Source organism: Leptospira fluminis (assembly GCF_004771275.1).
Lineage (GTDB): Bacteria > Spirochaetota > Leptospiria > Leptospirales > Leptospiraceae > Leptospira_B > Leptospira_B fluminis.
Genome location: NZ_RQEV01000001.1, coordinates 14,885 through 32,338, shown reverse-complemented (window position 1 = coordinate 32,338; position 17,454 = coordinate 14,885). Strand labels below are relative to the sequence as shown.

General features: G+C 47.8%; 15 protein-coding genes. 10 read left to right on the top strand and 5 right to left on the bottom strand.

All coding sequences use genetic code 11. The features are described 5' to 3' along the window. Positions 1-7 precede the first annotated feature (7 nt). The 3 genes from EHO61_RS00140 to EHO61_RS00130 are packed head-to-tail and all read left to right on the top strand — an operon-like array spanning position 8 to position 3,998. Positions 8-1,942 (top strand): tetratricopeptide repeat protein, encoded by a 1,935-nt coding sequence (locus EHO61_RS00140; RefSeq protein ID WP_425460322.1) that lies wholly within the window; start codon positions 8-10, stop codon positions 1,940-1,942. 38 nt (positions 1,943-1,980) lie between these two features. Next, positions 1,981-3,273 carry a HEAT repeat domain-containing protein gene (locus tag EHO61_RS00135; protein ID WP_135811808.1) on the top strand — a complete coding sequence of 431 codons (1,293 nt, stop codon included), beginning with the start codon at positions 1,981-1,983 and terminating at the stop codon, positions 3,271-3,273. 44 nt (positions 3,274-3,317) lie between these two features. After that, complete coding sequence (locus EHO61_RS00130; protein ID WP_135811646.1) at positions 3,318-3,998, top strand: hypothetical protein; 681 nt, start codon at positions 3,318-3,320, stop codon at positions 3,996-3,998. A gap of 89 nt (positions 3,999-4,087) precedes the next feature. Here EHO61_RS00130 and EHO61_RS00125 read toward each other — a convergent pair whose 3' ends face one another. The 3 genes from EHO61_RS00125 to EHO61_RS00115 all read right to left on the bottom strand — a co-directional run bounded on the left by EHO61_RS00125 (position 4,088) and on the right by EHO61_RS00115 (position 6,053). After that, positions 4,088-4,639 carry a TetR/AcrR family transcriptional regulator gene (locus EHO61_RS00125; RefSeq protein ID WP_246031925.1) on the bottom strand — a complete coding sequence of 184 codons (552 nt, stop codon included), beginning with the start codon at positions 4,637-4,639 and terminating at the stop codon, positions 4,088-4,090. A 147-nt stretch (positions 4,640-4,786) separates the two neighbouring features. After that, the gene (locus EHO61_RS00120) at positions 4,787-5,428 is read right to left on the bottom strand and encodes a hypothetical protein (protein WP_135811644.1); all 642 of its coding nucleotides are present in this window, start codon (positions 5,426-5,428) and stop codon (positions 4,787-4,789) included. Beyond that, a complete protein-coding gene (locus EHO61_RS00115; protein WP_246031924.1) occupies positions 5,406-6,053 on the bottom strand; it encodes a J domain-containing protein in 648 nt (215 codons plus the stop codon). Before EHO61_RS00115 ends, EHO61_RS00120 begins: the two co-directional genes overlap by 23 nt. A 112-nt stretch (positions 6,054-6,165) precedes the next feature. Between EHO61_RS00115 and miaB the strand changes: the two genes are divergently transcribed. The 3 genes from miaB (at position 6,166) to EHO61_RS00100 (ending at position 10,201) form a co-directional block, all read left to right on the top strand. Continuing rightward, entirely contained in the window at positions 6,166-7,515 is a 1,350-nt protein-coding gene (miaB, locus tag EHO61_RS00110) for a tRNA (N6-isopentenyl adenosine(37)-C2)-methylthiotransferase MiaB (protein ID WP_135811643.1), read from the top strand. Next, the gene (locus tag EHO61_RS00105) at positions 7,512-9,293 is read left to right on the top strand and encodes an LptF/LptG family permease (protein ID WP_135811642.1); all 1,782 of its coding nucleotides are present in this window, start codon (positions 7,512-7,514) and stop codon (positions 9,291-9,293) included. The genes miaB and EHO61_RS00105 overlap by 4 nt, the downstream gene beginning before the upstream one ends. A gap of 71 nt (positions 9,294-9,364) precedes the next feature. Next, a complete protein-coding gene (locus EHO61_RS00100) occupies positions 9,365-10,201 on the top strand; it encodes a hypothetical protein (RefSeq protein WP_135811641.1) in 837 nt (278 codons plus the stop codon). A 20-nt stretch (positions 10,202-10,221) separates the two neighbouring features. Here EHO61_RS00100 and EHO61_RS00095 read toward each other — a convergent pair whose 3' ends face one another. Continuing rightward, positions 10,222-11,037: an FcpA-related putative periplasmic flagellar protein gene (locus tag EHO61_RS00095; protein WP_135811640.1), complete on the bottom strand. Its 816-nt coding sequence runs from the start codon at positions 11,035-11,037 to the stop codon at positions 10,222-10,224. Positions 11,038-11,098: 61 nt separating this feature from the next. Further along, positions 11,099-12,055, bottom strand: coding sequence for a lysophospholipid acyltransferase family protein (locus EHO61_RS00090; protein WP_135811639.1), 957 nt, complete (start codon positions 12,053-12,055; stop codon positions 11,099-11,101). A gap of 337 nt (positions 12,056-12,392) precedes the next feature. Between EHO61_RS00090 and EHO61_RS00085 the strand changes: the two genes are divergently transcribed. The 4 genes from EHO61_RS00085 to EHO61_RS00070 all read left to right on the top strand — a co-directional run bounded on the left by EHO61_RS00085 (position 12,393) and on the right by EHO61_RS00070 (position 17,417). Continuing rightward, the gene (locus EHO61_RS00085; RefSeq protein WP_246031923.1) at positions 12,393-13,904 is read left to right on the top strand and encodes a hypothetical protein; all 1,512 of its coding nucleotides are present in this window, start codon (positions 12,393-12,395) and stop codon (positions 13,902-13,904) included. Between the two features lie 249 nt (positions 13,905-14,153). Continuing rightward, a complete protein-coding gene (locus tag EHO61_RS00080) occupies positions 14,154-15,713 on the top strand; it encodes a glycosyltransferase family protein (RefSeq protein WP_135811638.1) in 1,560 nt (519 codons plus the stop codon). A gap of 36 nt (positions 15,714-15,749) precedes the next feature. Further along, positions 15,750-16,910, top strand: a complete 1,161-nt coding sequence (locus tag EHO61_RS00075; protein WP_135811637.1) for a glycosyltransferase — start codon at positions 15,750-15,752, stop codon at positions 16,908-16,910. Positions 16,911-16,970: 60 nt separating this feature from the next. Further along, positions 16,971-17,417, top strand: coding sequence for a methylglyoxal synthase (locus tag EHO61_RS00070; RefSeq protein ID WP_135811636.1), 447 nt, complete (start codon positions 16,971-16,973; stop codon positions 17,415-17,417). The last annotated feature ends 37 nt before the right edge of the window (positions 17,418-17,454 follow it).

Below are 17,454 nucleotides of genomic sequence, written 5' to 3'. Positions count from 1 at the left end.
GGCGGCCATGGTGCTCCTGATTCTTCTGGCATTTCTGGCGGCCGGGTGGTATTACCTTTCCCATCGCTCGGGAGAAATTGCCGGAGGGGGATTTACGGGAAGTAAGGACCTACTTGCACCCAAGGGAGATATTAGTCGCCTGTTAGAGAGACCCTATCTCCCGGAAGGTTCCGCAAATCCGCAGCTTACGAAGTGCATCAATCTGTATAAGGAAAGATTTACTCGTCAGGCATTCGATTACTGTACGGAATTCCTGAACGGACCTTCCACGGAACCCGAAAAATCTCTAGCTTTGACGGTGCTCGGAGTGATCCATGACGAAGCCGGGCGTTTTCCGCTCGCGATCGAAAGGCTTCAAAAAGCGATTCTTTACGATCCGAAAAACGTGCACGCCTATTACAACCTGACTTTGGCTTATAAGCATAACGGCCAATTTGCGGACGCTCGTTCCACGGCGATGAAGGCCAAGGAGTTGGCTCCCGACGATCCTAGGATCGCGTTACTCGCGGGAAATCTGTTCAACGAAATCAACGATCCGGACGCGGCCATAGATTCTTACAAGCGAGGCCTTTCGTCCTCGCCGGACGACCCGTACCTTACTTACAATTTGGCGGTGAGTTATTTCAAAAAAGGGGAACTCCCCCAGGCGGAAGAACAGTTCAAGCTCGTGGTCCTAAGGTCCCGCGGCGGAAAACTCGCGGCGTTGTCGAATTCCTATTTGGGAAACATCGCATACAATCGCGGCGAATTGGTTGCGGCCGAACATTATTTTCGTGAAGCGGCCAACCTTTCTCCTAACGACGCGAAAGCTCTGTACAATCTTTCCGTGGTACTTAAGAAAAACGGAAAGCAGGAGGAAGCGTTGAAATATCTGGAACTCGCAAAACAGGCGGGTGCCAGCGACCCGGAAATTTTCCGTTCCATTGCGGAATCCTTCGAACAATTGAATCAGGGAGAACAGTCCATAAGCACGTTGCAGAAAGGTCTGAAATACAATCCCAATAATCTGGACCTTCTTTTCCAATTGGCGGAGACTTATTACAATCGCGGAGACTTGCTTGCCGCGGAGGAAACGTATCGTCGGATCGTGGATTCCACTCCGGGAGATAGCTTTACCGAAACGGCTTTATTGAATCTGGGCGTGGTCCTGGATCAGATGGAACGATACGGAGAGGCGATCACCTACCTGAATCGTCTGATCGAGATCAATCCCAAAAACGCAAAAGCATATTATAATTTAGGTCTAGTATATAAACATACCGGCAACGGAGTGCAAACGATAGAGAATTTCCGTCGGGCCGCCTACTTGGATCCTTCGGACATCAAACCTAAGGAAGCGTTAGGCGACTATTATCTGGAAAATAAGTTCTATCGGGAGGCGATAGAGGAATATTCGGCCATCGTTAAGCAAAAGGAAGATTATTATAAGGTCGCATTGAAACTCGGGGAGGCTTATGTCGGTTCCAATCAGAGCTCGAACGCCGAAAAGATACTGTTACAGGTGTTGAACCAATCACGGAACCCGGCGGAACTCCAGCAAGCCCATAAAAAACTCGCCCTTTTGTACAATAAATCCAAGGACCCGGATCTACGGAATCGAGCAAAGGACGAGGCCTATCGTTCGGCCCATATGAATCCGGAGGATTATGAAGGGAGACTGGTTTTGACCAAGATCCTTTTGGATTCCAATTCGGTACTGGATCGGGAAAAGGCGATCGAAGAACTGACCGCCATCGTCAGATCCGAAGTCCGACCTAAGACGGCGTCGACAGCCTACAATTATTTAGGAGTCGCGTATTACAAAAACGGAGAATACAAAAAAGCCGTACGTTCGTTTCAGAATTCGATCGATTTGGATCCTTCCAATACGGAAGCGTACGATAATAAAAGGGCTGCCGCTGCGGCTTTGGAAGGGGCTTCCATAAGGGAGGGAGCTTTCTGAAACGGATTCTTTTGCCGCTTCTCTTCTGCACCTATTCCGTGTTTTCCTTCTCGGTATTTTCCGAGGAAGCAAAGGATCCTTTCCGAGAGGAGGTCCTTTCCGGAGGCAGAAAACAGGCCAGAGCGATCCGGGAGATACGTAGCCGTTCGCGATCCGACTTGGTAAAGGAGCTTCCGAAAATCCTTTCCGATCCCGATACCAGAGAAGACACTCTCTTCGCGATTCTGGATCTCTTTTCGGAAACGGAGGATTTGGATTCTCTCGCTCCGAATTGGAGTTCCGAATGCGAAAGTCTGTTTAAGATCACCAAAAAGATAGAGATCCGAAAGCGTGTTCTGGATCTTGCAGAAAAGAAAAAAGAAAAAAGACTTATCTACGTGGTAATCGAAGGTCTTACTCATACCGACTTCGAATTGCGGCAGATCGCATATCGTAACGTCCAACTTATGAAGGACGATCGTGCCATGCCTTACGTTCTGGATCTGGCAAACTCCCCGAATCCGATTTTTCGGGAATATTTTTTAGAATCCTCGGTTTGGATCAAGGATGAGCGGGTCCAGAATTTGATACAGAAATTCGCCTCAGACGAAAGTCCGGCGCTTAGAAGTAAGTTTTTTATTATATTGCAAAAAAATAATATATTCGATTCAAGGGGCCTGATTCCGAAGATGGCTGCCACCGACGAAGACGAGGACGTACGCTATCACGCCCTGGAAATCCTAAAAGACAGGAAAAGCAGGCAATACATTTCCCTTTTTTATAAGGGGATCACCGAACAGAATCCGGATCTCCGTGCGGTTTGCGTAGAGGCCCTGTTTCCCTTCGGGGACAAGCAAGGGGCAAAATCGGTCTCCGAACAGCTTGCCCGGGAATCCATCAATAGCCTGAAAATCAGGATGATGGACCTTTTGCTGGATTTGGGGAATCACGGCGGAGGACAGGGGTTGCTTACAGTTTTGGAAAACGATAAGGACCCGGCTCTCCGTTCTAGAGCCGCGGAGGCTGTGGGAAAGCTGGCGTACAACCCGGGTGCCACGGATTTAAAGAGGATTTTGGATAAGGAAAAAAACCAGGACGTAAAGCTTTCCATCTTGCGAGCATTAGGCGATCTTAAGGAAAAAACTTCCGTTCCGGCCCTCATCACGTTCGCTTCGAACCGAAGGGAAAAATTGTCCTTACGGATGCAAGCAGTGGATACGATCCGGGTCATCGGAGATCCGGATTGTCTTCCCGCGTTATTCGACGCCTATGTCTTCGAAAAGACCCCTGAAGTCAAGTCTGAGTTGGAAAGGGCTACTCGGGAAATTCTGCTGATCAAGACGACCAGATGAATTCGAGGGAAGACAATCCGGCGAGGCGGAGGATGGGTTTTCAGGTGAAATCCCTTTTTTTTCTTTTGCGGGTTTGGTACACTCCTCTCCTCTGGATCCCTCTTTTCTTCTATGTTCTCTCCTGTAGGTCCCAAGTAAATTTTGTCCGCTCGGCACCTTCTCCCGGGATCGAATCCAAAAAAGGAACTCCGGATTCAAACGTATGGAGCGGAGCGTTTTTGGTAAGCGCCTCCGAAATCGGATCGGAGAGATTAAAGAAGATTCTGGCGGATCCGAATAATTTTTCCAGACCGGAATCGGATTCGGATCATGTGCAGGAGGGGTTTTCCGAAATGGAGAAGTTCGGAGCTAGGGTGTTTTTGATCATCATCAAACCGAAAGTGGGCGGACGGGAGGTTTCCGATCTGGGAGAAACCGGAATCAGATTGGGTGAATGCGATGCAGTTGATAAATTAGAATACCCTTATACGTATGTCGTTTTTCCGGAGGCAGCTTTCGGTCAGGTGGAGAGATATCCGAAAACTCCCCAGGAAGCCTACAAATCCCTGACGCTTCCCCGAAAAAAAGCGAGGCACCACTACGAGGAAGAAACCAGAAGAATCTTGGCCGCCTTTCCGGGAAGGTGTTTCGTACCCGGAGAAAATCGCTTGGAAGTACAGATTTTGGGAAGCGAGCTTCTGCTCTTCCGTTTTCTTTTCCAGTACGACGGATCGGGGACTCGCTAGGCCGACTTCCCTTCTTTAACGGATCCAAATAGGGAAAGAATCCGGATCGATTTCCGCCGCCTTTAAGATCCGAACGATTCTTTTCGGTTTCATCTCTTGTCCTCTATCGCGAGCAATTGTCTTGCGGTTTTTGCCGCGGTTCTCAGAGGTCTGATATCTTTGTTGGTTCTCGAGAGTAAAATCGCTCCTTCCATGAGGGACAATAAGGCTACCGAAAGTTCGGTCGCTCTCGCTTTTCCGTATCCGAAGCTTCTTAGGAATAATTCCAATTTAGAATTCCAATTTTTGAATACGTTTCTACAAGTCAGGCCGACCACCCCGTTTTCCGAAGAAGTTTCGTTGGCAGTGGTGGAAATCGGACAGCCTTTCCGGAATTCCGATTCGATCATCTTTGTCTCGAGTGCAGAAAGGATGTTCTCGATTCCGTTAGCGGCCGACTTGGAGGATCGGAGGGTTTTTTGGAACAATTCCCCCATTTCCTCTCCCGAAGTATTCAAAGCTTCCGCGGCTAGTTCCTCTTTTCCTCCGGGAAAGTGAAAGTATATCGACCCTTTGGGAGCGCCGGACGCTTCCACAATATCGTTCAATCCCGTTCCGGAATAACCTCGGATTTCCAATGCTTCCGCCATGGCGCGGATCATTCGTTCTCTGGATTTTTCTCCCTTTTCTCCCATCGGGATATAGTATCATGAATAAATAGACCGTTCAATATAAAAAAATAGAGACTGCGAGTCCGAAGATGATCGGATGAAAATGGAGCGGGGGAAGAGACCCTCTCGTCTCCGGATTCAGCAGTACTTTTTCAGGTATTCTTTGCCTTTCAAATGACTGGGAAAGAGGATGGTCAGCGGTTTTCCGGTGCGTTTGCTCCACCTTCGATAGGCGCGACTAGAGTCCCAGTAGACCTCGTATTCCGAGTCCAATCTGAAGAGCAATTTCTCCCAAAAAAGAAAATGGCTGTCTATGAATGCCTGTCGGATGTCCTTGGCTTTGGTCGTGAGCGGGCACTTGGTTAAGAACTCCCTCATAAACACCAGCCCGATAAGGATCCCTCTCGTGTCCAAGTAGGGTTCCAAAGGAAAAGTGCGGCAACTGATGGATCTATTTTCCCGCTCGCAATGTTCGATTCCTTTGCATTCGCAAAACGTGATCTTCCTAAGATCGTATTCAGCGAATTCCTTTTTTTCCTGTTTGGTTGCCGGGACGTATTCCTTCCAAAGATCGGTTCGTGCGGAAAGCATCTCGTATTCCGACTTGTAGAGGGCAGGGAGGGCGTTGTCCGCCTGGCAGCAGACGGGAACTCCTCCGTTGGAAGGTGCGCAGAGGGAGCCGCAATTGTATTCGGTTACCTCTTCCTGTAACAAGGAATAATAATATTCGATTTCTTCCTTTGCTAACGCTTTCGGATCAAGCTTGGCGGCTTTCTTCATCTATCTCTTGGTCTCTCTTTTTTTCCCTTTGTAACAGCACCCGATTCAAAAAAAGGACCCGGAAGAAGAAATATCCCCCTCCCATCAAACCGGAAGAAAGAAACAGGCCCCACTTTCGGTAAAAAAGGTCGGATTCGGTAGAGAGCCAACCGTTTTTTTGGAAGATTACCAGCACGATCGATATCGCCATCAAAAACGTGAAACATCCTAGGAAAAATAGGGTCGTGTTTCTAAGAGACCAAAGTTTGTCTTCCCGTTCGTATTTCAGAACCAAAAATTGACGGTACAGTCTTTGGTATTCCTTGGGTGTGTTGATCTTTTGGACTTCGAAGTATCTTTCGAATTCCTCGGGCACTCCGTTCGGATCCAGTAGCACCAATTCGTAATCCAAAGAACCGTCGTAACGTTTTCTTCGCTCCGGATCCGATAGGATGTAATAAGCCTTTAGTCCTTCCCTAAAGGCTTCTCCCTTTTCGGGGAGCCATTCATGCGAATCCAATTCGGTAACATAATTCCAAAAAGCTTCCTCGATATCTTCTTTTTGCGCGTCTCTCGCGAGTCCCAAGATTTCGTAGTAATCCGTTTTTCGGTTCAAGCCGTTCCCAAGAATCGTCACTTTGTCCACCGTCGATGGATCGATTTTCTCCGATTCCTGCCGGAATAGGAAACGATTTTTCGCATCCGAAAAACGGGGGAAATCCCCTTTACACCCGATTTCGACCCCGGAAACTCGTCTTATGAGTGTCTTAGAAGGGTCGGTAAAGACCGGTAAGGTCTATGTTGAGACCTACGGCTGCCAGATGAACGAATATGATTCCGGAATCGTAACCAGCCTGATGCAAGGAGCCCAGTTCGAAACCGTCTCGAATCCTGAGGACTCGGACGTTATTTTTTTGAATACCTGTGCGATCCGCGAAAATGCGCACGCGAAGATTTACGGCAGGCTCCAAAGTCTAGGATACCTTAAAAAAAGGAATCCCTCTTTGGTGATTGGAGTGTTGGGTTGCATGGCCCAAAATCTAGGAGAAGATCTTTTTCATCAAGAACTTCCTCTCGATCTGGTGGTCGGACCCGATAATTACAGGACGCTCCCGGATCTGATTTCCAGAATTCGAAACGGAGAAAAGTCCGTTTCCTTGACGCGCCTTTCTAAGATCGAAACGTACGACGAGATCGAGCCCAGGGTCGTCAATGGCGTGCAGGCATTCGTGACGATCATGAGGGGATGCAATAATTTCTGTACTTTCTGCGTAGTACCTTATACCCGTGGTCGCGAAAGAAGTCGGGATCCGCTGTCTATCGTAAGGGAGACTCGGGACTTGGTTTCCCAAGGAATCAAGCAACTAACTCTCCTAGGACAAAACGTGAATTCTTATTCTCACGAGGGGACGGATTTTGCGGGGCTGACTAGAATGCTTTTGGAAGAGACTGAGATAGAGAGAATCCGATTCACTTCTCCTCATCCCAAAGATTTTCCTTTACATCTTTTGGAACTCATGGCGGAAAATCCCAGATTTTGTCCGAATATCCATCTACCGTTGCAATCCGGAAATACGAAGGTACTCTCCGATATGAAAAGGAGCTACTCCAGGGAGGAATTTCTGGAAGTAGCGAAGAGGATCAGGAGCTATGTTCCGGACGTCGGACTCACTACGGATATCATCGTGGGCTTTCCGGGAGAAACCGAAGAGGAGTACGAAGACACTTTGGAAACGGTGCGCTCCGTCGGTTTCGATATGGCCTTTATGTTCAAATATTCGGAAAGGGAAGGGACCGTCGCCCAGAGGAGACTTCCGGACGACGTGCCGGAAGAAGTGAAATCCGAACGACTCACTAAGCTCGTCGATCTTCAGACAGCGATTTCTTTGGAACGGAATCGGGCTCGCATCGGGAAAACTTTTCCGATTCTGGTAGAAGGTCTTTCTAAAAAGTCCGTCGAGGAAGCCTGCGGAAGAACTCCTTGCGGACGTATGACCGTGTTTCCGATTCCGAAAGAAGGAGAGGCTTCCTCTTGGATCGGCAGAACGGTTCCTGTGGAAATTCTCTCCGCCACCAGCGCTACCCTCAGGGGAAGGATCCTTGCTTGAAAAAAGTTTCCCCGCCGAAAAAGGGGAAAGTCGCCGCAACCGAATCCGCTCCCGCCGCTAAAAAGGGAAAGGCGGCAAAAGGGAAGACCACGGAAGGTTTCGGTGTGGAAGCACAGGGAAAGGTCCGGCAGGGTACGGATCTTCGTTCCGTTCGAGTACATACGGTAGCCGATCTTCCTCCCGGATTCTTTGTCCATACGGACCGAGAAAAATTTTTGAGAAGGATTCCCATCCTAGATCGTTATATTCTTTCCGAGATCGTTCCTCCTTTCTTCGTTTCCCTTCTTTTCTTTACCACCATTTACATGGCTCTCGCCCTGCAAAAGATGATAGGTCTATTCGTAGGTAAGGGGGTGGATCCGTTTCGTTTATTGGATTACTTCGGTTATCTTTTAGGGAATATCATGCCGATGACGATTCCCATGGCTTGTCTTATGAGCGGAGTGATGGCGGCGGGAAGACTGTCCGGAGATTCGGAAATCACTGCGATCCGTTCCGCAGGAATCAGCTTCTCCAGAATCTACGTCGTGTTTTTGCTTTTCGGAACGGTGATGGCTCTCTTGGTGGGGTATCTCAACTTTTTTCTTTCCCCGGAAAATACGAGAAAGATGGAAGAGTTCAACAAATGGGTGATGGCTTATAACCCGTTGCTCGCCATGACTCCGGGACAATTCAGCGGGGATAAAACCCAGGGGCTCTTTGAAGAAAAAGGGCGGACCATGTATACCGAAGGGGTCAATCCCGAGTCCGGAGAATTGAGCGGCGTTCAGATCAGGGAATGGACGATCTCTCTCGAAGGGGACGAATATTTTTACATAGGCACCACCGCGATTCCTATGGGCGGATCCCGCATGTCGCAGATCATCGCCGCTAAGAAAGGAACCTTGGTGGAAAAATTGGGACCGAACGGGGAGTTCGAAAAATCCATCCGGTTGAAGGGCGGGTGGATTTTGGAGTGGAACCAGGACAAGAAGGGCTTTTCCGTATACGACTTGAGAAACGGGGAGATGGATTACAATATCCCGAAGAAGGAAGAAAAGAAGACTCTGGAATTGAACGTAAGTCCGGAGACTTTTACCATGCCGGTTTTGATCTCCATTCGAAATAGCATCGAAAGCGAAGGTTTGGAAAATATTCCCGGTTTGGAAATCCTAAAGGAAATGGGCCTTTCCATCAAGGGGATCGGCGGCCTCAAGCAGATGGTCACCCAGTTGCAGTTGGAAGTACTTCAGACGGCTCAAGACCCGAATATTTCCGCTTCCGAAAAAACCCAAAAGTTCTCGATCCTGACCCAATTGGACGCGCTGTTAAAGCAGTCCAAGAAGGTGCTGGCAAAGTTCAACGTGGAGATCCATAGAAGGATCGCGATGCCTCTCTCCTGCCTGATATTTTCCATTATTTCCCTGCCTTTAGGTCTGGTAGTCAAAAGATCGGGAAAAGGGATGAGTTTCACGATGGCCGTGGTTCTGATCATCATCTATTGGGGATTGTTCACTCTAGGAAGCAACGTTTCCGATAACAGCAAGGTTCCGGTATGGTTGGGTCCTTGGGCGGGAAATATCGTGGTGACGATCATCAGTCTCAACATCATGCTGAAACGCACGGACATGAGACTTCCGCTTCCCGTTATGAAATTTTTGAACCGGACCACGGACCGGCTTTCTCCCGTCTTCGATTTTTTCGATCGTATTTTTCGGGTTTTCGAGCCCCTAAAAACGAAATTGACAGTGGTACTCAACAAATTATCCTTATGGAGAAACCGGGACGGAAGGGGTTAAAATCCCCGGACGGCATACCGGGACGTTCCGAATCGACTTATGCGAAAAGAATTGATAGGGGGAAGTCGGCTTTGAAAACCGCAAATATATGGCATATCACTTCCGGAGCGGAATTCCCCGTCCATATCTGGAAACACCCTCGAATCAATATAGAATTACGTAAAGTCGTACTGAAGGAATACAAAAGCATCGAGCTGGATCCGCAGGATATCAACGTTTTTTACGTAAATACCCAAATCAAAGATTGGAACGAAATCAAGGACGACTTCTTAAAGCGCTTCGAGTTGCATCCTTTCGTGGCTTTGATCATAGTCGTATCTCCCGACGCCGAGGAGATTTTTCCGAAACTTTCCCCTAAAGGAAAGACGGAGGTGCTGGAAAATCCCGTTCAACCCAGAACGTTGCGCATCATATTGGATAGGGTGATCCAAACGGAATTCTTCAAGCTCATCGCGAACGAGATCGGAAATAGTTGTCTTGCGAACGTAGGCTTCTTTGAGGGCGTATTCGAGCTGGCAAACAAGGAATACCAGGACGCGAATAAGGCAAATGCCGCTCTGCATGCGATCCTCGAATTCGAGGCCAAAATCAAGAAGAATAACGAAGACATCAATAAAGCCATAGAACGTGTGAACGAGTTGAAAAACCAGGAGCTATTGACTCTTCACGAAAGATTGAAGGTTTCCGAAATCATAGATACTCTAAAAACCATGGAATTGAAGCACGCCCTGGAACTTAGAAAGGCCACCGAAAGAGCATTGGAATACTCCAGTATCGAAGAAATCGAGATGAATCGGATCCTCGAAGCTCAGACCAAACTGTTCGCTTATACTGAACAGGAGATCCGGGAATTGGTGGAGGAAAATAAAAGGCTGCGCAAGGAATTGGGTCTGTCCGAACCTACCTGAGAATCCGGAAGGATGCCGTTTTAATCCTTGGCGAGAAGTTGCACCATTCTTTTGAATTCGTAGGAATCGCTGCCGTATTTTAGTTTCGCGTAAAGTATTCCGTGCTTTCGCTTTAAGGAAAGATACCGTTCCATGTCGGTTTCGTCCCGGCTTTTTTTGGCCGCCAGCGCCAATCTTTCGTAACAGAACGCGAGCAGTCGGTGCGGTTCCGTTTCTTCGCCGAAACTAGGGTCCAGGTCCAAATACTTTTCCAGAAATTCGGCGGATTGCACGTAGTTCTTCATAGCGTACTGGTGCTTGATAAGTTCGCGATAGACCCCCGCTTGGGTTTCCAGATAGTTCCGGGTCTTGCGTACTTTCGGACTCTTTACTTTGTCCAGATTGCGGGAAGCTGCGGCCAGGAGAGTGACGGATTCCTGTCTAGACTTGGCCAATTCCCGATTCAGGCTTCTTTCCAGATTTTCCAATCTCATCCGACGTTGCCAATCGTATCTTTCCGAGTCTAGATTTCTCGCTTCTTCTTCCTTCCGTTTTCGATCGGTCTCTTCCCAGGTTTTTTGAAAGACGTCCAGCGCCCTGCTCAGATCTTCGCGGGCTTTCAGAACCAAGGATTTGGAATTGTCTTCGGAGAAATCTCCGAGAAAATCCGGGTCTTGAAATTCGAGAGGACTGTGTTCCCAAGGATCACGGTTTTCGGAGTCCGGCAGGAACATTTCTAGACTCTTTTCCCGAGGCGCAGTTTGCGGTACGTTTTCCGAATCTACGGAGGCCCAAGGGATCAGGACGGTATGTAGGAAAACCAAAACCGATACGGCGGAAGAGCGAAAAGAAATCATTCCATTACTAGGATCGGTCGCAGAGGAAAAAATATGAACCCGAAAGAAGTCGTCGGGTTATTTATTTGAGGAAGAGATCCGTCGGTTGGGTTTTCCATCTCCTGTGGACCCAGAAATACTGTTCGGGATTCTTTTTGATTTTTTCCTCCAAAACTTCCGTCCATAGCTTTGTGGTTCTCAAGATCATATCCTCCTTTGTTTCTCCGGCAAGAAGGTAGGGGACTCCCAGGTCCTCGCAGGAAACTTCGAACTTTCCCCGTCCTTTGTAAACGGTGGTATAAAATACCAAAGGGACTTTGGCGGTATAAGCCATGACGGCGGGGCCTTGGTGAGTGGAGGCAGGCCGGTTTAAAAAGGGCACGAAAATTCCGCTTTTACCCGCGTTCTGGTCCGCAAAAAAAGCGAGCCAGTATCCCCCCTTTAATTTTCGTAGAGCCTCGGTGGGTCTATCGATCGGAATCGTCGCGACAGTGCCCGCGTTCTTTCTCCGGGAATCCACCCAATTCCCAACGTATTGATTCCTGGCCGGTTTGAAGAGGGTTCCTACTTTAGGAAGACGTAAAGGCATGTAGATCGCCATGCTCTCCCAATTTCCGATGTGACCTGAAACGATGACGACGCCGGTGCCTTTCTCGTGCAGTTCTTTTTCCAGCAGTTCGGAAGCTTTGTCGTAAGAGATGTATTTTTCGGTCCAAACCCGAGGTTTCCTCTGTTCGTAAAAGAAGCAACCCAGGATCACTCCTAAAAATCGGAAGTGCCTAAAGACTAGGGAACGGAGTTCGTGCGGACCCAACTCGGGAAAGGCGTGACTCAGGTTCTTGTAAGCGATTTTACGGTGTCTTCTCGCAAAAGGATAAAATAGAAGAATCAACGCCGAGCCTAGAAAGATGCAGGCTCTGTAAGGAAGGAAGGAAAAAGGAAGTAGGATTGATCGTAGGAAAATATACGATAAAAAATGTCCGAGTCGGAGCCCTCCTTGTTTCCTTTGGTTTTGCCTTGTCGGCATCGGGTCGGACATATCCTCCCTAGATTTTTCTTAGCATTCTTAACCGCAAGAATTTTGTGACCTCTTTTCTCGGCTAGACCTAGGTTCATATTATATATCATGAATGTATAATTTATTTCCAAGGTCCTTGATGGGAGTTATCGAACGGATACGAACGCCGTTCGATAATCCGCTTTCTTTTTTTACAAAAATAACGGATCTCTTCGATTTTATGACGATCGTCTTTCTTTTCGGTTTTTTGCCGTTCCTCTAAAAGCGGAATTTCGGTTGCTTCGTTTTTCTCAACTTAGGGAGGTGCTTGTAGAGCGAGTTCGCCGAAAGGTGCGGCGGAATTTTTCGGGAGATAAATTTGAAGCTCAAAGTATTTGCGGCTGCGATCGTTTTTTCGATCGGTTCTCTGGTGGTGGATCGGGTTCTTTTTTACGGCATCGTTTTCAACTTTCCTAACGAAATGGAATGGGATACGTCTCCTTGGTACAATTTCCTTTCTAAGAGACGGAACATCGAATTTCAGGGATCCGAAAAAGGAACTCTCATCGTCGGTAGTAGTGTAGCCTTGTATTCCGTATTTCCGGAGGGGATCTTTCCGGCGGATTCTTTTGCAAAAACGGAGCAGGTTCGTGCGGAATTCTATGCGCATCCGTCCATGTCTCCTTCCGATTTTTATTTTTATAAGGAGGATATCGCCTCCAAAAATCCGACCGCCGTCGTTTACGTCTTCAATCCCGCCGATTTTCAACTGGAGTATATTAATAAAAAAGAAAATATATTGTATTTCGACGAGGCGAAATATTTTCAGGACTCGGTGGAGGCTAGGCATCAGAATCGACTCTTATATCCGCAATCGTTCCTGAAGGAGAGGTGGCGGGAGATCGGAACATTAAGTAAATCGAACCTTCAGGACTTTCTCATCCGATCTTTCCTGTTTTCCGTACGGCTCAGGAGTTTCTTTTACGATCCGTTCGTAGCTTGGTACATGCATAGGTTCCGCTTGGGAAGGTCCTATCACTATTATACGGGCATCGTTCCGGAAAACGGAATCTATTTAAGAGGTTGGGCGAAACCGGAATTCGAGATAGAATGCGAGATAAACGGCGCGTTCCTGAGGGACAGTTTCTTTTTGCACAGACCCGATGCTAAGTTAGCCGTCTTTCGGGTAGGAAGATCGGAACCGATTTGGGAGCGTAGATACGAAAAGTCCGGATGGCATAAACTGGACATCGAGTTTTCCGATCGGCCTAAAACGGTTCGGTTACGTTTTGAAACGGATACGCCGGTTTCTTCCGAAGAAGTGGATGCTCGCATCTTCGGCCGCGAGGAAATTTACGGGATCCGATTGTCCCAGAATTTCTGCAGAAGGGATTTTAGAAGGGAAATTTCCTATAGAAGAACGGAAAGCTTGGACGATTCCCGTTTGGCCGGTATGAGTCCCCGAGAATACGACGAGGACTACGATCTCCGGTTGTACAAAAACCAAGAGGAAGAAGGAGCGTTGAATCGTCTGAAAACGATACGCAAGAGTAAGGAGTTGCTTTCCTCTTCCGATTCCTATCTGGAATGGTCCGAGATGAAATACTTGAGAAAAACGGTATCCTTTTTGAAAGAGAGAGGGATTAAGGTGATACTCATCAACTCTCCGGAAAATCCGTTGGAAAGGAACTCTTATGAAAGCGGAGCTTGGTACAAAGGATACCTGCAATTTTTAGATTCTCTGAAATCAGACGGAGTTTATTTCCACGATGCATCCGCATTGATTTCCGATAAGCGCGGATTCTTGGATCCGCACCATCTTACTTACCGAGCTGCTCGGGAGGCGACTCGGCATTATTCCGAATGGATCCGCGACGATTTGTCGTTATAGATTAGAGTCGTCGTTATTTTCTTCCCCTTTTTACGACGGATCTCCAACGAGTGATCTTGTTGCTACGACCCCGGCCTTTGCGGCGTGAGGGCGGCAAGAATTTAAGAGTTAGCATTCGGTTACAGTTTTCGGACAATTGGGAAACGAAATCTTATCGTATATCCGGATTCGAATCATCGTGTTCACTATTTACCGATGTGTAATTGAACTGCTATCGATTTGATATGAAATTCAGTTGGTATATCCTGAATGGAAAAATCCCTTTTTAAAGCGAAATGGTTCTGGCTCCTGCTAATCCTGGGGGTGTTCGTCCGGATCGCAACGGCGATATTCAATTACGGTTATCTCGCGTTGGACGATTATTATATCCTTTTCTTTTCGATTCCGGCGCAGTCCGCTTCTTTGTCCTTTATCGATCCTGTTTCCTCCGTTCCGGAGATCCGTTCCCTTTTGCCGGATCTACTGATACGTTGCGCCGCTAAGGTCGCGTACCAACTCGGATTTACGGACCCTCTGGACCAGATCCGAGCCGTCTTCGTGACGCTCGGAATTTTTTCCTCGATCACTCTTTTTGTCGGGTATAGATATCTTTCTTTTCTGTTCGATTCGGAAAGTAAGGATGCGAGAAAAAGCGGATACGAGACGTGGATTCCATTGACGGGACTTTTTTTACTCTCCCTTCATTTTTTAATGCCCTTCGTATCCACGCGCGCATTGATCGAGTCCATGTCGGCCCCTTTTCTGTTATCGAGCGCCTACTACGCTTCCAGATACTGGATCTCAGGAAAGGATACGGATATCGTTTGGTCGGTATTGTGGTGTTCCGTTTCGGCACTTTTCCGTTTCCAGTCCGGCATATGTGTACTACCGCTCGCTGGAATGGTTATTTATAAAAGTATAAAACACAAAAATATCCGACAGAGCGCGGTTTTGATCGCTTCCGGTGTGTTCGCTTTTTTTCTGACAGGACTACCGGATCTTATTTTTAGAGGATCCTTTCATTCTTCTTTAATCGCGTATCTTAAATACAATTTATCTCATTCCTCCGAATACGGCACCTCACCTTGGTTCGCGTACGTTCCGTCGGTGTTGGGAGCCAGTCTTTTTCCGTTTCTGATCGGAAAGTATACGGATTTCCGTTGGAAGTCGACTTATAGCGGCTTGTTCCCCGCACTTTCGTATGCTTTGGTCTTTCTGTTTTTCCATTCCTGTGTTCCGCATAAGGAGGAAAGATTTCTCCTACCGATATTTCCGATTCTCCTGGTATTGGCGGCCCCTCTATTCGCTTATTGGTGGGATAAACGAAAAAGTGTATTGGATCCGAGGATCGTTTCCTTTTTCGTGTTGAATTTTCTCTTACTCGGTTTTCTTTCCTTTTTTACGATCCAGAACAACGTGATCGGTTTGGTTCGATACCTGAACAGGAATTCGGACGTTCAGGACGTTTACGTGTATAAGGATTCGGTTCCGCATTTACCGGTTTCCTACGCCTATCGATCTCCTCTCAGGACCTTGGAGCCGGTGACTGAAATGGACGAGAATCACCTTCCCAAGATCAGTAATTTCGATCCATACGACGCTTGTTCCACTGCATTCGTCGTTCGGAAGGATTATTTTCTGAACGGAGTCGATCCCGAAATGCCTTGGCGTCTGGAGGCGGAATTCGCTTCCTCTCCTCTGGAGGAATTCGTAGTTTCCTTGAATCCGACTAAGAACGGTAGAAGGTCCAGCATTTATCTGTTTCGTTTCGACGATTGTGGCGCGACTGTAGGACGCGGGAAGTCCCGTATTTCCGGTCCCATACGCTGATTTTTTTCCCTGTTTAGCTATTTAGAGGATACTTTCATGAGACCGGACGTTTCCGTCCTTATACCCACCTATAACGAGGCAGAAAATATAAATCTTATTGTAGGAAGGGTTTCGAATATACTAAAAAAAGAAAATTACGAAATACTAATTATAGACGACAACAGCCCGGACGGAACCTGGAGGATCGCCGAAGAGCTAGGAGAAAACGACGAAAGAATCAGGATCATCCGTAGAATGGGGGAAAAAGGACTCTCCTCCGCTGTGATGACGGGAATGGCGTCCGCTCGGGGAAAGTATTTCGTAGTGATGGACGCGGATCTCCAGCACGACGAGAATATACTCCCGCAGATGATCGGCGATTTGTCGTCGGGATTCGATCTGGCGGTCGGCACCAGGTATGCTTCGGGCGGGTCCGTCGGAAAGTGGTCCGCTTTGAGGAGCCTAATGAGTCGTTTTGCGACCTGGTTCGCGAGACGTTTTCTTCCGATCGGCGTTTCGGATCCGATGAGCGGTTTCTTCGGACTGAAGAAAGAGGTTTTCGACAGAGTCGAAAACCGCATGAATCCGAGGGGATTCAAAATCCTCTTGGAGATTCTAGGCAGATCCAAGGTTGCCTTGAAAGTCGCAGAAATCCCGTACATATTCAGAAACAGGGCCCGAGGCGATTCCAAGCTGGATAATTCCGTGGTCCGAAACTTCCTCGTGGCGATTTTGGACATCCGATTCGGAAAATGGGTTTCGCCCACTTTTTTATTGTATTGTATCGTGGGCTTCCTCGGGGTCTTCGTGAACATCGGAGGGTTCCTTTTCCTAGAAGCGGCGGGATTCGGCGAAGTGCATACGGGCTTTCGGATTCTTCCCAAATTTTCGCTTTCCGTTCTCTTCGGGATAGAGCTTTCGGTGATTTCCAATTTCGTATTGAACAATTATTTCACTTTTTACGAACGAAGGTATTTTCGATGGGATGCTTTACGCGGGTTTCTGATATTTTCCCTAGTTAGCGTATTGGGTATTTTCGTCCAATTGTCCGTTTTTCATTTTCTATATTATCGATTGCTCCCCGAGTTCGGTTCGACACCGGGCTGGGAAGCTCGTCTTGTATGCGACCTCCTTGCGATCGCGCTGGCCATGTTCACGAACTACCTCTTGAATTCCAACGTCACCTGGATGGAATCGAAGAAGAGTCTTTCCCGCTAAAAAATGGTTCCAGAAACGGAGGCGGATGCAAACTCTGAATGGTAGAGGAGATCCGAAAAGATGCAGGCACCCAACGTTCCAGAGACGAAACGAATCGTCTTAATCGCCCATGACAATAAAAAACAGGACCTCGTAGAATGGGTGCAGTTGCATAAATCGGAGCTATCTAGGCACCATCTGTATGCAACTGGAACGACAGGTCGGATCGTCCACGAGAAGACGGATCTGCCGGTACATAGATTTCTGTCCGGTCCCCTTGGAGGAGACCAACAAATCGGCGCCAAAATCGTAGAAGGAGAAATCGACGTTGTGATCTTCTTTTGGGATCCTCTAACGGCTCAGCCCCACGACCCCGACGTCAAGGCCTTATTAAGGATCGCCGTGTTGTACAATATTCCCATCGCGAATAACCGGATCTCGGCCGATTATCTGATCTCCTCCGACCTTCTCTCTTCCTCCTATAAAAGAACCTTGATCGACTATAATACGGGTCTTCCGATCTATTGAATCCTTTCGTCTCGGGATACGAGACTTCGCTCCGTCT